Raw genomic sequence first — 13,062 nt, 5'->3', positions numbered from 1 at the left:
GAGCTGCTCGATGCAGGAGATCAATCGAGACGCGCAGACGATCGCTGCCGTGGCCACCGCGGTGGCTCCTGGGCAGGGAGGCATCGCCGTGATCCGTCTCTCCGGTCCCCAGGCGCAGGCTGCCGTGCAGTCCGTCACGCGCATCCCTGGCCAGCAGTCCTGGGAGAGCCATCACGTGCTTTATGGCCACGTGTTGGCGGCGGAGAGCGGCGAGCGGATTGATGAGGTGCTGGTGCTGTTGATGCTGGCGCCGCGCAGTTTCACGGGGGAAGACGTGGTGGAAATTCACTGCCATGGCGGGGTGATCGCCGTGCAACGGGTGCTGGCCAGGGTGCTGGATCAGCCCGGGGTGCGCCGGGCGCTGCCTGGTGAGTTCAGCCAGCGGGCTGTGCTCAATGGTCGGCTGGACCTCACCCGTGCGGAGGCCATCAGTGATCTGGTGGCGGCACGCAGTCAGCGTGCTGCAGAGCTGGCGATGGCCGGCGTGGATGGGGGAATTCAGAAACGGATCACCGCCCTGCGTGACCGTCTGCTCGATCAGCTCAGTGAGCTGGAGGCCCGGGTGGATTTCGAGGAGGACCTGCCAGCGCTGGATGGAGCGGCTCTGCTCGAGGAGTTGCAGATGGTGCGCTGCCAGCTGCAGCAGCTGGTGAAGGACGGACAGGTTGGTGCCGCACTGCGCCAGGGGCTGCGGGTGGCTCTGGTGGGACGCCCCAATGTGGGCAAGAGTTCGTTGCTCAATCGGCTCAGCCGGCGTGAGCGGGCGATTGTGACCGACTTGCCCGGGACCACTCGTGATCTGTTGGAGAGCGAGATCGTGCTGGCGGGCGTGCCGATCACCCTTCTCGATACCGCGGGGATCCGGGCGACGAGCGATGCGGTGGAGCAGCTCGGCATTGCCCGCAGTCATGACGCCCTGGCCAGTGCCGATCTGGTGTTGCTTCTCTTTGATCTGAGCGTGGGCTGGACGCCTGACGATGAAGCCCTTCGGCAGCGCATCCCCGCCGCTGTGCCCCATCTGCTGGTGGGCAACAAAGTGGATCTCGCGGTCTCAGATGCGCGCGCGGGGACCAGCGGCTCTGCTGCCGACATTCGCCTCAGTGCCAGCACCGGAGCTGGGGAGGCTGAGCTGGTGCAAGCCGTGTTGGAGCGTTGTGGCGCCCTCGCAGATGGCTCCCTGCTGCTCTCCCTCAACCAGCGCCAGGGTGATTTGGCGCAGCAGGCCGCCGATGCCCTGGCCCGCAGTGCGCAGGTGGCGGCCGACGGCTTGCCCTGGGACTTCTGGACGATCGATCTGCGTCAGGCGATCCACAGCCTCGGTGAAATCACCGGGGAGGAGCTCACCGAATCGGTGCTCGATCGGATCTTCTCCCGTTTCTGCATCGGCAAGTGACGGCTCAGGGGATCTGTCCGTCCGATTGCAGTTCGGCTTCAAAGCCAAAGGCCGTGGGATCGCGTAACCGATCGGGGAACAGCACGCCATCGAGGTGGTCGCATTCGTGTTGCACCACACGGGCATGGAAACCTTCCAGCTCTTCGTGGTGCCAGCCACCGTTCGGATCGCGCCAGCTCAGGTGGATCCGCTGCCAGCGCTCCACCTCCCCCCGCAGCCCGGGCACACTCAGGCAGCCTTCCCAGCCGGCGGTGGTTGCCTCGCTCAGGGGTGTGATCTCTGGGTTGATCAGCACCCGCTCCGGCACTGGTGGTGCTTCGGGGTAACGGGGGTTGGCTCCCATGCCCACCACCACCACCCTCCAGGGCTCATCGATCTGCGGTGCCGCCAGCCCGGCGCCGGAACGGGCTGCTTTCGTTTCGAGGAGGTCGTCGATCAGCGTTTGCAGCTGCTGGGTTCCGAACACCTCGTCTTCGATGTCACGGGCTCGTTGGCGCAGGGCCGGGTGGCCAAGCCGGAGCACGGCGCGGATGGTCATGGCAGCGTTGGGGACGAAGCGTTGTCACGTCTCAGTCTGTTGCGGGAGCCAATGGGCGATCAGCATCACTAGGGTGACCGCTGCATAGCCGATGGCCCAGGGTTGTCCTGTGCCCCAACCGAGGTTGAGCGTGGTGTCGGACATGCTGAATGTCCAGGCATGGATCACGCCGAACCAGGCCAAAAGGGATGCAAGAGCGCCCGTTGCTGCTGCTGCAAGAAAGCGTTGTTCGATCACGTCCACGAGCATTGCGGCAAGGAGCATGGCCGTGATGATCTGACCCTGCTCCAGGGCGAAGAGTCCATCCGCCCAGACATCAGCCCCTTCCAGGGACTTCACAAGGTCTGGACCAAACGGGAGTGCAGCCGTGCCTGCGCCACCAGCGCGTAATCCTGCTTTCAAAAGGTGAGCTCCCCAGCCGGCCAGGCCAGGGAGCAAGCCCAACACCACAGCAGGGGCGTGCCGTGCGGGGGTGGCCTGGAAGGCCTGTGCGCTGACGGCGATACCGACAAACAAAACAATCGCCATACCCGCTTCGATGGGGATCACTTCCGCCATGAGGCCAAACAGACCCAGCAGGCAACCTGTGGCCATCACCAGGCCATTCAGCACCGAGTAGCCCGACCGTGCACCAAGGGCTTTCCAGGCGGGGTGGCCGATGTAGATCGTGGTGGGGAAACAGGATCCCAAAACGGCAGCGACGAGGGTTCCGGTTCCGTCGATCAGCAAGGCAGGCCTGGTTGGATAGCGATCCCCTGCCGCTGCTGCACTCTCGAGATTCTGAAGGGAGCCGATCACATTGAACAAGCCCATCGGCAGGATGATGCCAAGCCAGGGAATCAGCTCAGCACGCCCCAGCCAGAGCGTGCTGAGCTGAAGGGCGGGCAGATGAAGGCCCACCTCGGCAAAGGCGTTGTTCACCGCCTCTTGATCGAGCTGAATCATGCCGCTTCCCCAGGCCAGAACGGCTCCGATCAGAACGGCACTCAAGCCCGTGGGTAAGGGCCAGCGCACTCTGCCGAAATAGCCCACGAGAATCACCGCCAGGCTGCTCAGGCCAATCAATGGAAAGGAATAGGTGCGCAGCAAGAAGGCCAACACGAGAAAGCCCAGTGCGATGCCAGCGAGGGTGGAGAGCAGAGCCGCCCGTGGGAGCCAACGCTGCAGTCGGCTCACCATGAGGGCCCCAGCGACTTCGATCAAACCCGAGCCGAGGCAGGCCATCACTCCCGCCCTCCAGGAGCGCGTGATTGCCTCGGCTTCGCTCAGACCATCACCGAGAGCAGCCAGCTTGACGGGCAACATCACCAGAAAAACGTAGGTCAGCAAGCTGATGGTGTTGATGCCGTAAGGCAGGGCCGTGCAATCGTCCCGCTGCTCTCGGCGGGCCAGCTGCAGGGCCTGATTGGCGTAGGCAACATTTCCCACCAACAGGCTCAGTCCTGTTGCCGGCAGGATCACTCCGAACAGAAGGCTGTCGGGATAACCGAGCACCGTCCTGCACAGCCCGAGGATCAGCAGGATCTGAATCAGGTTGTCGAGCCCCAGGGCGAGAAAGCCATCCAGGTCGCCGGGACGCCAGCCACCGAAGAGGCGCGACGGGAATCCAACCATCACCAGGCCTGTGCGCGTGAAGGCTTAGCTTGAACCAGCAGGTGATCAGGCCTTGCCTTGGCGCTGCGCTCAGAATGGAAACGATTTCGTTCGGTGTTTCCTGTGATTGATCCACTGGCTGCTCTCAAGCCTTCGCAGAGGGCTCAGCTGAACGTGCTGTGCTGGGTGGCGAGTGTGGATGGTGATGTGGCTGCGGAGGAGCGGGCGCTGCTCAGCAAGCTCTCGGCGCGCCTGCTGCCGCTGGAGGATCCGCAGGATGCGCTGGCCGCATTGCAGGCTGAGGAGGAGACAGACGTCGAAGCCTGGGTGGCGCAGCTTCAAGGCAGTGACGAGCGCATGGCCCTGGTGTCCCTGGCCTTCCAGATGGCTTGCAGCAGCCAGGGTGAGGAGGATGACAGTGCCATCAATGCGGCTGAGCGTGTGGCCTACCGGCGCCTTCTCGATGCGCTCGACCTGCCTGATGCTCAGGTTCAGGAGGCTGAATGGGCGGCTCGCCAGGCCCTGAAGGAGACCCCCGCTCTCATCGACCGTCTCAATCAGCTTCTGTTTGGCTGGGGCGCCTGGCCTTCCGTGGCCGCACTGGAAGCCTCCGGGACCAGTTGGCTCTGATGGTGGTTTCCTTGCCGATCACACCTCAGCTCCAACGGCAGCTGGAGGCCTGGTTGCAGGAGGATCTCGGCCGCGGCGATCTCACAGCATCAGCACTTCAGGGCTGCCATGGGTCGGCTCACTGGATCGCCAAAGCAGACGGACAGTTCTGTGGTGGGGTGTTTCTGGAACCCTTGGTGCGTGCGCTTGATCCGTTGGCTCAGGTCCGGCTGCTGGTGGCTGAAGGAGAGCGGGTTGCTTCAGGGCAGCGGGTGCTGGAGGTGGAGGGTGCGGCCACGGCGCTGGTCGCTGTTGAGCGCACGGCCCTCAACCTGGCCATGCGGCTGTCGGGCATCGCCACGGCCACCGCAGCCCTGGTGGCTGGGCTGGATGGAACTGGTGTGCGGCTCGCGGATACCCGCAAAACAACGCCTGGCCTGCGGCAGCTCGAGAAGTACGCCGTCCGCTGCGGAGGCGGGATCAATCACCGGCTTGGCTTGGATGATGCCGCCATGCTCAAGGAGAACCACCTGGCCTGGGCCGGTGGCGTGGAGGCGGCCATCACTGCGGTGAGAGCCTCTGCGCCTTGGCCGGCCCGGGTGATCGTTGAAGCGGAAACCGAGGCGGAGGCGATGGCCGCGGTGCAGGCAGGAGCTGATGGTGTGCTGCTCGATGAGTTCAGCCCACAGGAGCTGGCGGTGCTGGTGCCCAGACTGCGGGATCAAGCGCGCGGCCGTGACCATGCCGCACCTGTGGTGCTGGAGGCTTCAGGGATTCATCCGGATGCCCTTGCTGCCTATGCCGCCACCGGCATTGATCTGATTTCCACCAGTGCTCCGGTCACGCGAAGCAGCTGGCTTGATCTGAGCATGCGCTTTGCCGGCGCCGCGGGATGATCAGGGCCCGCCAAGCCCAACGCTTCTTCCATGCTGCGCATCGCCCATCGTTTGGATCTTCAGCTGCGTGCGGCCATGGACCGGGCGTTTCCGGAGCAGGCAGCGGCCGCCCGACAGGCTTCGCAACCGCTCGACCCCCAGCTGGCGCCAGCGAGCAAACCCGAATTCGGTGACTTCCAGGCCAACGGTGCGCTTGCCCTGGCCAAACCCTTGAAGCAGGCGCCACGCCAGATCGCCACGGCGATTGTTGCGCAACTGCAGGCTGATCCTGCTTTCACCGACCTGTGCCTGGAGCCCCAGATCGCCGGTCCTGGTTTCATCAACCTCACGATTCGCCCGGAGCGGCTGGCGGCTGAGGTGTCAGCACGGCTGGGAGATCAGCGACTCGGTGTGCCTGCAGTGGAGCAGGCGGCTCCGGTGGTGGTCGATTTTTCGAGCCCCAACATTGCCAAGGAGATGCATGTGGGGCATCTGCGCTCCACGATCATCGGCGACTCCCTGGCCCGGGTGCTGGAGTTCCGCGGCCACCCTGTGCTGCGCCTCAACCATGTGGGCGACTGGGGTACCCAGTTCGGCATGCTGATTACTCATCTCAAGCAGGTGGCACCAGAAGCGCTTGAGACCGCCGATGCAGTGGATCTGGGCGATCTGGTGGCCTTCTACCGCGAGGCCAAGAAACGCTTCGACGACGATGAGGCCTTCCAGACCACCTCTCGGGAGGAGGTGGTGAAACTGCAGGGAGGCGATCCGGTGTCGCTCAAGGCCTGGGGACTGCTCTGCGACCAGTCGCGGCGTGAGTTCCAGAAGATCTACGACCGGCTCGACATTCGCCTCAATGAGCGAGGTGAGTCGTTTTACAACCCTTTCCTGCCCGCGGTGATCGATGGCTTGAAGGACGCCGAGCTACTGGTCACCGACGACGGTGCCCAGTGCGTGTTCCTCGAAGGCGTTCAGGGCAAGGACGGCAAGCCCCTGCCGGTGATCGTGCAGAAGAGCGATGGCGGCTTCAATTACGCCACCACCGACCTGGCGGCGATCCGCTACCGCTTTGGAGCGGCGCCGGATGGGGATGACGCACGCCGGGTGATCTATGTGACCGATGCCGGCCAGGCCAATCATTTCGCCGGCGTGTTCCAGGTGGCGCAGCGGGCCGGTTGGATCCCGGAGGGTGCGCGCCTCGAGCATGTGCCCTTCGGGCTTGTGCAGGGGGAGGACGGCAAGAAGCTCAAGACCCGGGCCGGCGACACCGTGCGGTTGCGGGATCTGCTCGATGAAGCGGTGGAGCGCGCCGAAGCCGACCTGCGCTCGCGTCTGAAGGAGGAAGAGCGCAGTGAGTCGGAGGAGTTCATCCAGCATGTGGCAGGCACCGTGGGTTTGGCGGCGGTGAAATACGCCGACCTCAGCCAGAACCGGATCACCAACTACCAGTTCTCCTTCGACCGGATGTTGGCGTTGCAGGGCAACACGGCCCCTTACCTGCTCTATGCGGTGGTGCGCATCGCCGGCATCGCCCGCAAAGGGGGTGACCTGGAGGTGTTGACGGGCCAGCTGCAATTCAGCGAACCCCAGGAATGGGCCCTCGTGCGCGAGCTGCTCAAGTTCGATGCCGTGATTGCCGAGGTGGAGGAGGAGCTCTTGCCCAACCGCCTCTGCAGCTACCTGTTTGAGCTCAGCCAGGTGTTCAACCGCTTCTACGACCAGGTGCCGGTGCTCAAGGCTGACGCGGAGGCCCTCCCCTCCCGCCTGGCGCTGTGCCGGCTGACCGCCGACACGCTCAAATCGGGCCTCGGCCTTCTGGGCATCCCCACTCTGGACCGCATGTGATGCATCGACGGCTGCAAGCTCTGCGGACCCGGCACTGGCCAATCGGCATCGCCATGGTGCTCGCGGCCGTGCTCGTTCTGTCAGAGCCTGCCATCGTCGATTTCTTTCAGAAAGGCCATTTCAACTGGGTGTCGCTGCACTCCCTGGCAATTGCCCGTCACAGCAGCCTGGCCAACGGCGGCGTTGGTTATTCCTGTGAGTGGCTGACTTCTGATGGTTCCACGCACCTCGAGTACTTCAATCGCTACCCGATCGTCTTCGCGGTTTTGAGCCGTTGGCTGCTGTTGCCCTGGGCCGGCGATGGAGCGGCCTGGCTGTATGCGGCTCGGCAGTGGATGAATGTGATGTTTATCGCCACAGCTCTGGTGCTGTGGTGGTGGCTTCGGGCCCTGCGTTTCTCCCGGCCGGTGGCGATGGCCTCCCTGCTGTTCACGCTCTCCGCCCCGGTGGTGCTGAAGTACCGCAACATGTTCCACTTCGACCAGCCTGCGTTGCTGGCCTACGGGCTGCTGCTGCTCGTGGTGGTGCGCAAGGTTCTTCCTGATCAGCCTGATCTGCGCTGGTACTGGGCGGCACTGTGCCTGGCCGCCCTGAGCGGTCGGTCTGCGGTCGTGCTGATCGCCTCCCTGGTGTTGCCGTTGCAGCGGGGTCTGGCCGGCCGGCGCAGGGGGTTGTGGCTGGGCGTGCCGATCGCCTTCGCAACCGTTGGCGTCGCAACTGCTTACAACATCGTTTGGGAAGCCCGCCTCAATGCTGTGAGCTGGACCAGCACCACGGTGGTGCAGTCAGCTCTGCGCAGACTTGGCCTCAGCGGGAATGGGTTTTCCGAGCGAGCCCTGGAGCGCACCCGCTGGTTGGGGGGGGCGCTGCCCAAACTGATCGCTTACAGCACGGAGTTCATGCTGCCGCTCTTGCTGGTCGCGGCGGTGCTCGTGCTGACGCGACTCGTGGCAAGGCGCAGACGGCTCTCCCCGGCTGCTGGCCCAATCCCCCCTGCCCTGCCTGAGCAGGCGCTGACCTCCCGTCGCCAGATGCTCTGGAGTACCGGGGGGACCGCCGTCCTCTGGGTGGTGCTGATGAAAAATCTGTTTGTGTTCCATGTGTACGCCGGCATGGTGCTGCTGCCGTTCCTGCTGCTGTGCATGGCGCACACCCTCGAACGCCTCATCCCAGAACTCGCGGCAGCGCTCAAGCGCAGCGAGCGACGTGTCACCCAGTGCAGCGTTGTCTTGGCCGGATCGGTCTTGGTGATCGTGCTGCTGCTGGGTCCGTCGGCGCAGCTCAGACCCGTGGGCGCCAGACGGTTGGTGCTGCAGGCTTTCTTTTCAGACCTGGCTGCTTACCGCAGCGGTGCGGATGCCGGTGTGCCGGTGCAGCGCAATGACCAGTGGTTCCCGCGCTCTCCCTATGCCCAATGTGCGTTGCTGGATGCCCCGCTGCTCAACGGTGAGCCTCCCGCGGATGCCCAGCTGAGCCGCCCTCCCGCGTTTCCAGCCCGCCCTGATTGATGGCCATGCAACATCCTCGGCTCCTCCTGCTTGGCACCGGTGGCACCATCGCCGGAACAGCGCCTGAATCAACGCAGCTCAACCGCTACGCCGCGGGAATGATTGCTGCCGAGGGTCTGCTGGACGCCCTGCCGGAGCTGGCTTCGCTCGCCGAGATCCAGGTGGAGCAGATCGCCAATGTGGACAGCGCCGACCTTGGTTTCAGCCACTGGCGCTCTCTGGTGGAACGGATCCGCCAGTCCCTGGCGGCTGATCCTGGCCTGGCGGGGGTGGTGATCACCCATGGCACCAACACCCTGGAGGAAACGGCCTGGCTGCTGCAGCTCCTGATCGACGATCCCCGGCCGGTGGTGCTGGTGGGAGCGATGCGGCCTGCCTCCGCTCTTAGTGCCGATGGCCCTCTCAACCTCTACCAGGCTGTTCAGGTGGCCATCAGTGCAGAGGCGCGTGGCCGCGGCGTGCTGGTGGTGATGGATGGCCAGATCCACAGCGCCCGAGCGGTCAGCAAACGCGCCACCCAGGGGGTAGGGGCCTTTCACAGTTCGGGTCGAGGTCCCCTGGGCTGGGTGGATGATCTCGGTGTTCATTTGCCTGAAGTGGAACGGAGTGCGCCCGCACTTTTTGCCGGTCTGTCCCTCCCGAGGGGCTGGCCCCAGGTGGTGATCCTGCATGGATGTGTGGAGCCTCCCCAGGCGTTGATCCCAGCGTTGCTCTCCGCTGGGGTGCAGGGTCTGGTGTTCACAGGCACTGGAGCTGGGCAGCTGTCGGTTGTGGAGCGGGATGCCCTTGCGCAGTGGGATGGTCGACCGCCCCTGATGCTGCGCGCGAACCGTTGCGGTTCGGGGCCGGTGCACCGCTGCGAGGACCACGCCAAGCTTGGCTTGCTCCCCGCCGGTGATCTCAGTCCTCAGAAGGCGCGAGTGCTGTTGCTGTTGGCCTTGATGGCAGGAGATGATCGCGATGCTTTGGCGGCCCGGCTCAAAACCCTCTCAGGATGAGCAGCTGTAGTGCGACAGCCCTCCAGCGTTGAAGAGTTCCCGGGGGCGCAGCTGGTCGTAGCGGCTTGCCAGGTCTGCTGAGAGTGGGGAGTAGGGATCTTTGAACACCGCCTGCAGCTCATGGATGAGGCGCATGTCTCCGCGTTCTGCTTGCTGGTAAGCCGGAGCGATCAACCATTCGCGCCAGGTGATGGCGGGATTGACGCGCTGCATCAGCGCGGCCGTCTGGTGGAGGTCACCCTGGGCTTCCAGGCGGCTGCGCCAGCGCTGCAGCCAGCGTTGCCATTGGTCTGTGAGCGCATCAGAACGGGGCAGGTAGAAGCTGGGATCCAGCTCGGAGACGTCCCTGGGAAGCGTCGACAGGATGCGGAAGGCCCGGCAGTAGTCCGCTCGGGTTGATGCCAGCAGCTGCAACAGTTCCGTCACCAGGGCTTCGTCGTAGGCGCTCAGGCCCAGCTTGTTGCTCCACATCGCCTCCATCTCCGCTTGCATCGCCCTGGAAAAACCGTCGTGCAGCGCGTCCAGCTCCTCCTGGGCCTGGGTGTCGCCATCCAGCAGCGTGCGCAGCGACGACCAGAGCATCTTGAAGTTCGTTTCTGCGGCCACGGGCTGGTTGAAGAAACAGAAGTGGGTCCCGCCACCGGTCCAGGGTTGGAAGCGGGGATCGAACAGTTCGCAGAATCCGAAGGGGCCGTAGTCGAGGGTGTAGCCGCCGGCGGCACAGTTGTCGCTGTTGAAGTTGCCCTGGCAGTAGCCCACGCGCATCCAGTGGGCGACAAGCGACGTGAGCCGTCCGCGAAAGAGGCGTGCCAAGGCAATGACCTGCTGGTGGAAGGGCAGGCCCGGATCAATCTCCGGCCGGTAATTTCTTTCGATCAGGTGCTCCACGATCATCTGCAGCTCCTGGCGTGCTTCCGGGTGGGCTTCGCTGCGGGCACGGCGGGCGAACAGTTCGATCTGCCCAACCCGCAGGAAGGAGGGGGCCACGCGGGTGCTGATCGCGGCGGCATTGTTCACTATCACGTCCGGATCGAAGGAGCGCGAGTTCTCCGAGTACCAGGGTCTCGCCACCGTCTCGGATTGGGAGAGGTACAGCGTTAATGAGCGCGAGGTGGGAACACCGAGGGCGTGCATGAACTCCTGAGCCAGGAATTCGCGCACGCTCGAGCGCAGAACGGCGCGGCCATCGGCACCGCGGCAGTAAGGCGTCGGTCCGCCGCCCTTGAGTTGCATCTCCCAGCGTTGGTCGTTGAACACGCCTTCAAACACCGAGATGGCCCGGCCGTCGCCGTAGCCGTTGCCAGTTCCGAATGGACACTGCTGGGTGTACTCGGTGCCGTAGATCGACAGGGCATAACCAGTGGCCCAGCCCCAGGGACGCATGGGGTCGGCGGCCGCTGTGTGGTCTCCGGAAAACAACCTGCGAAAAGCCTCGTCATGAACCAGCGATTCATTCAGCCCAAGCTCATCGAACAGGGCAGAACTGTGGGCGACGTAGGCGGGGTCGGGGAGCGGGGTCGGCTGCACCGGTACGTAGTGGCCGGAGTGCACCTCCCGGGGTCGGTGATCGCGTCCGTCCGTTGTGGATTGGGGATCGGCGTTCAGTTGCTCAAGAAGTGAATAGTCGATGCGGCTCCTGAACTCCTCAAAGCTGTTGGTGGTTGTGAGCATGAGGAGAGCATTGATTTGCTGATGCTACGGATACCTGTACGCACTCCAATGAGGAGCGGGGAATGGTGTTGTCAATGGCTCTGCTCTGAGTGATTCGGGAGACGCCTTCGGTATTTTCAGCAACGACACTATGGATGGTGGTAGGGGGAATGATTTATGGCTGCCTTGACAGGTGGTGAGAGTTGTAGTGGTCGTGCTGATTTAGGCGCTGGTAATGATGTTGTTGGAGAATTCAGTAGTAGGACCTTTGATGGTTGCCTAGGCTCGCATGCACTTACTCTCAATGCGAATACTTCAACCTTAAAAAGTTTGTTGGGTATCGCGGAGCGTTTCAAGTCATGCCACCCACTTGACTGGAAAGTCCGCTGATTACAGTGGCTGGATATGAGTTCTTGGGAGAAGACGATTGACAAGTGGCATTTGCAGTCGCGGCCTCTGCTGGAGAAATCGCATTGGTTTGAGGCATCAACGTGTTGTCAGGTTTTAAGCTCTTTAGAGTCGGTTTTTTGTTGGCCTGGGCAACGTCGGAATCCTGCTTGCTTCTGGGATCTTCTTGGATGCCCGAGTTAATCACTCTTTGATGGCTTCATAGAGAATGCGCATGAGCATGCGAACGCCGTCATCAATCTTGAGTTCTGCATGGTTTGGAACCCCGCTTTTGCTGAATTCCCTCAAGTCGTCGAGAAGTTCTGGGTGAAACTGGCAAGAAAAGGAGCGTCGAATTGATTTGGTTTCGAAATCCAGGTAGCTGATGCATGTAGCAGCAACTTCGGTGCATAGTTTTCCCTGGGCCATTGTTGAGCAAAGAATTTCAACGGAGCTGGGTAGTTTGAGTAGCCATGCTAAGGGTGAAATTGCGATCAGCTTTCGGCAAGGGATGAGAGCCTGGTTGAGTTTATTGTAAGACCAGTTGGCAAATAAGATGGCTTCTTCATTGACCTCATCTGTATGAAACATGACAATATTCAGGTTTTTCTCATAGCTGATTGAGTGCTCGATGATTCCATTGTAGTTCTCGCTTGAGACGGCGTGGGTGAGGAGCAACTCGTTGAAGTGAGGGCTTGGGTGCTGCTTGTTGTGGTCATAGTGAATCAGTTCGCAGTGACCGACTTCTGGGATTTCGTTTACCCCTACGGCGAACTGTGGGTGCTTCCAGTTGTCGGCAATTTTATCCTTACCATTTTTGAAAATGTTGAGATCGTCGCCAATGGATTCAATCGTTTTGCATGTGGCGAGAAGCCCCTGTAGCGCATGAATGTTGTCCTTGAGAGTTCTCTCGCAGTGGGCGTGAATGTCTCGCGTAGCGCGTTGGATCAGATGGATATGGGCTTGCGCAGCCAGTTGGTGGCCCAGGCAGATGAAGATCACCGGGGGTGTTCGGCTTTGTCGGCAGAGAATGAGCTCTTCGCAAAGGTGTTGCAGGTCCTGCAGGCTCCATTGGCAGGTCTTGAATGAATCCGCTTCGCGCACCGTCGGATGGCCTCCTTCGACAACAACGGCCATGCAGCGACTCAGGGTCTGCAGGAGAAGGGTTCGGTCGAGGTCTGGGGTTTCCCAGAGTGGAAATAGAATCGAGTCGCAATCGGCGATGCTTTGGGCGAGACACGCCACGTTGAGGGAAGCCCTGACGGTTTCACCGCAGCTGTTGTGACCGACGTGATCAGCTGGCTCGAGAATGCAGAGGCTATGGCGAAGAAGATCGTTGTTTTCGAGGAGAAACCGAAGATCTTCATTAGTTCTGATCACTTTTTCAAAGGGCGCCTGATCGCCCCAGCCTTTCTGAACGGCTTCGGCATCGATTGAATCACTCACTCCATTCAGTAGGTGTGGAGAGTCGCGATCATGCAAAAAATCTCCGATCAGCGTCTGAATGGATTCGATGCTTGAGCCTCCGGGCTGAAGAAAGCCTGGCTTTGCTCTCCAGCCAGCGCGGTTTGCTGTCTTCATAACGCTGATGTTTCTGCCGAACGTTATACCCCGTGACGATCAGTTGTTGTTAGAAAAAACACGGTTTGCAGCTTTTCATGCTCCT

At 62.2% G+C, this 13,062-nt stretch carries 10 protein-coding genes; 6 read left to right on the top strand and 4 right to left on the bottom strand.

Going from position 1 to position 13,062, the window contains the following annotated elements; translation table 11 throughout:
• Positions 1–10: 10 nt before the first annotated feature.
• Positions 11–1,393 carry a tRNA uridine-5-carboxymethylaminomethyl(34) synthesis GTPase MnmE gene (gene mnmE / locus SynBMKMC1_RS13485; RefSeq protein WP_186472100.1) on the top strand — a complete coding sequence of 461 codons (1,383 nt, stop codon included), beginning with the start codon at positions 11–13 and terminating at the stop codon, positions 1,391–1,393.
• Between the two features lie 4 nt (positions 1,394–1,397).
• Here the strand turns inward: mnmE and def are convergent, their stop codons facing one another.
• Both def and SynBMKMC1_RS13475 read right to left on the bottom strand, forming a co-directional pair.
• Positions 1,398–1,931 carry a peptide deformylase gene (gene def, locus SynBMKMC1_RS13480; protein WP_186472099.1) on the bottom strand — a complete coding sequence of 178 codons (534 nt, stop codon included), beginning with the start codon at positions 1,929–1,931 and terminating at the stop codon, positions 1,398–1,400.
• A gap of 24 nt (positions 1,932–1,955) precedes the next feature.
• Positions 1,956–3,545 (bottom strand): NCS2 family permease, encoded by a 1,590-nt coding sequence (locus tag SynBMKMC1_RS13475; RefSeq protein WP_186472098.1) that lies wholly within the window; start codon positions 3,543–3,545, stop codon positions 1,956–1,958.
• Positions 3,546–3,602: 57 nt separating this feature from the next.
• On the opposite strand from SynBMKMC1_RS13475, the gene SynBMKMC1_RS13470 reads away from it, so the two are divergent.
• Genes SynBMKMC1_RS13470 through SynBMKMC1_RS13450 form a run of 5 tightly spaced genes read left to right on the top strand, consistent with a single transcriptional unit; the run spans position 3,603 to position 9,359 of the window.
• Positions 3,603–4,154 carry a TerB family tellurite resistance protein gene (locus SynBMKMC1_RS13470; RefSeq protein WP_255486214.1) on the top strand — a complete coding sequence of 184 codons (552 nt, stop codon included), beginning with the start codon at positions 3,603–3,605 and terminating at the stop codon, positions 4,152–4,154.
• The gene (gene nadC, locus SynBMKMC1_RS13465) at positions 4,154–5,029 is read left to right on the top strand and encodes a carboxylating nicotinate-nucleotide diphosphorylase (RefSeq protein ID WP_186472097.1); all 876 of its coding nucleotides are present in this window, start codon (positions 4,154–4,156) and stop codon (positions 5,027–5,029) included. Before SynBMKMC1_RS13470 ends, nadC begins: the two co-directional genes overlap by 1 nt.
• Before the next feature lie 30 nt (positions 5,030–5,059).
• Positions 5,060–6,853: an arginine--tRNA ligase gene (argS, locus tag SynBMKMC1_RS13460; protein ID WP_186472096.1), complete on the top strand. Its 1,794-nt coding sequence runs from the start codon at positions 5,060–5,062 to the stop codon at positions 6,851–6,853.
• Positions 6,853–8,361: a hypothetical protein gene (locus SynBMKMC1_RS13455; protein WP_186472095.1), complete on the top strand. Its 1,509-nt coding sequence runs from the start codon at positions 6,853–6,855 to the stop codon at positions 8,359–8,361. Before argS ends, SynBMKMC1_RS13455 begins: the two co-directional genes overlap by 1 nt.
• Positions 8,361–9,359, top strand: a complete 999-nt coding sequence (locus SynBMKMC1_RS13450; protein ID WP_186472094.1) for an asparaginase — start codon at positions 8,361–8,363, stop codon at positions 9,357–9,359. The genes SynBMKMC1_RS13455 and SynBMKMC1_RS13450 overlap by 1 nt, the downstream gene beginning before the upstream one ends.
• On the opposite strand, the gene SynBMKMC1_RS13445 is transcribed toward SynBMKMC1_RS13450, so the two are convergent.
• Positions 9,351–11,030, bottom strand: coding sequence for a protein adenylyltransferase SelO family protein (locus SynBMKMC1_RS13445; RefSeq protein ID WP_186472093.1), 1,680 nt, complete (start codon positions 11,028–11,030; stop codon positions 9,351–9,353). The two genes, SynBMKMC1_RS13450 and SynBMKMC1_RS13445, sit on opposite strands and share 9 nt — an antisense overlap.
• Before the next feature lie 570 nt (positions 11,031–11,600).
• On the bottom strand, positions 11,601–12,977 hold the full coding sequence (locus SynBMKMC1_RS13440; protein WP_186472092.1) for a hypothetical protein: 1,377 nt from the start codon (positions 12,975–12,977) through the stop codon (positions 11,601–11,603).
• Positions 12,978–13,062 lie beyond the last annotated feature (85 nt).

Origin of the sequence: Synechococcus sp. BMK-MC-1 (genome assembly GCF_014279955.1) — a bacterium.
In the GTDB taxonomy this organism is placed as follows: domain Bacteria; phylum Cyanobacteriota; class Cyanobacteriia; order PCC-6307; family Cyanobiaceae; genus Synechococcus_C.
Note: the sequence above shows the minus strand (reverse complement) of the source record. Positions and strands in the feature narration are given on the sequence as shown.

Excerpts from the sequence above, each read along its gene's own strand:
- mnmE (WP_186472100.1), top strand. The coding sequence starts at position 11 with ATGCAGGAGATCAATCGAGACGCGCAGACGATCGCTGCCGTGGCCACC.
- def (WP_186472099.1), bottom strand. The coding sequence starts at position 1,931 with ATGACCATCCGCGCCGTGCTCCGGCTTGGCCACCCGGCCCTGCGCCAA.
- SynBMKMC1_RS13475 (WP_186472098.1), bottom strand. The coding sequence starts at position 3,545 with ATGGTTGGATTCCCGTCGCGCCTCTTCGGTGGCTGGCGTCCCGGCGAC.
- nadC (WP_186472097.1), top strand. The coding sequence starts at position 4,154 with ATGGTGGTTTCCTTGCCGATCACACCTCAGCTCCAACGGCAGCTGGAG.
- argS (WP_186472096.1), top strand. The coding sequence starts at position 5,060 with ATGCTGCGCATCGCCCATCGTTTGGATCTTCAGCTGCGTGCGGCCATG.
- SynBMKMC1_RS13455 (WP_186472095.1), top strand. The coding sequence starts at position 6,853 with ATGCATCGACGGCTGCAAGCTCTGCGGACCCGGCACTGGCCAATCGGC.
- SynBMKMC1_RS13450 (WP_186472094.1), top strand. The coding sequence starts at position 8,361 with ATGGCCATGCAACATCCTCGGCTCCTCCTGCTTGGCACCGGTGGCACC.
- SynBMKMC1_RS13445 (WP_186472093.1), bottom strand. The coding sequence starts at position 11,030 with ATGCTCACAACCACCAACAGCTTTGAGGAGTTCAGGAGCCGCATCGAC.
- SynBMKMC1_RS13440 (WP_186472092.1), bottom strand. The coding sequence starts at position 12,977 with ATGAAGACAGCAAACCGCGCTGGCTGGAGAGCAAAGCCAGGCTTTCTT.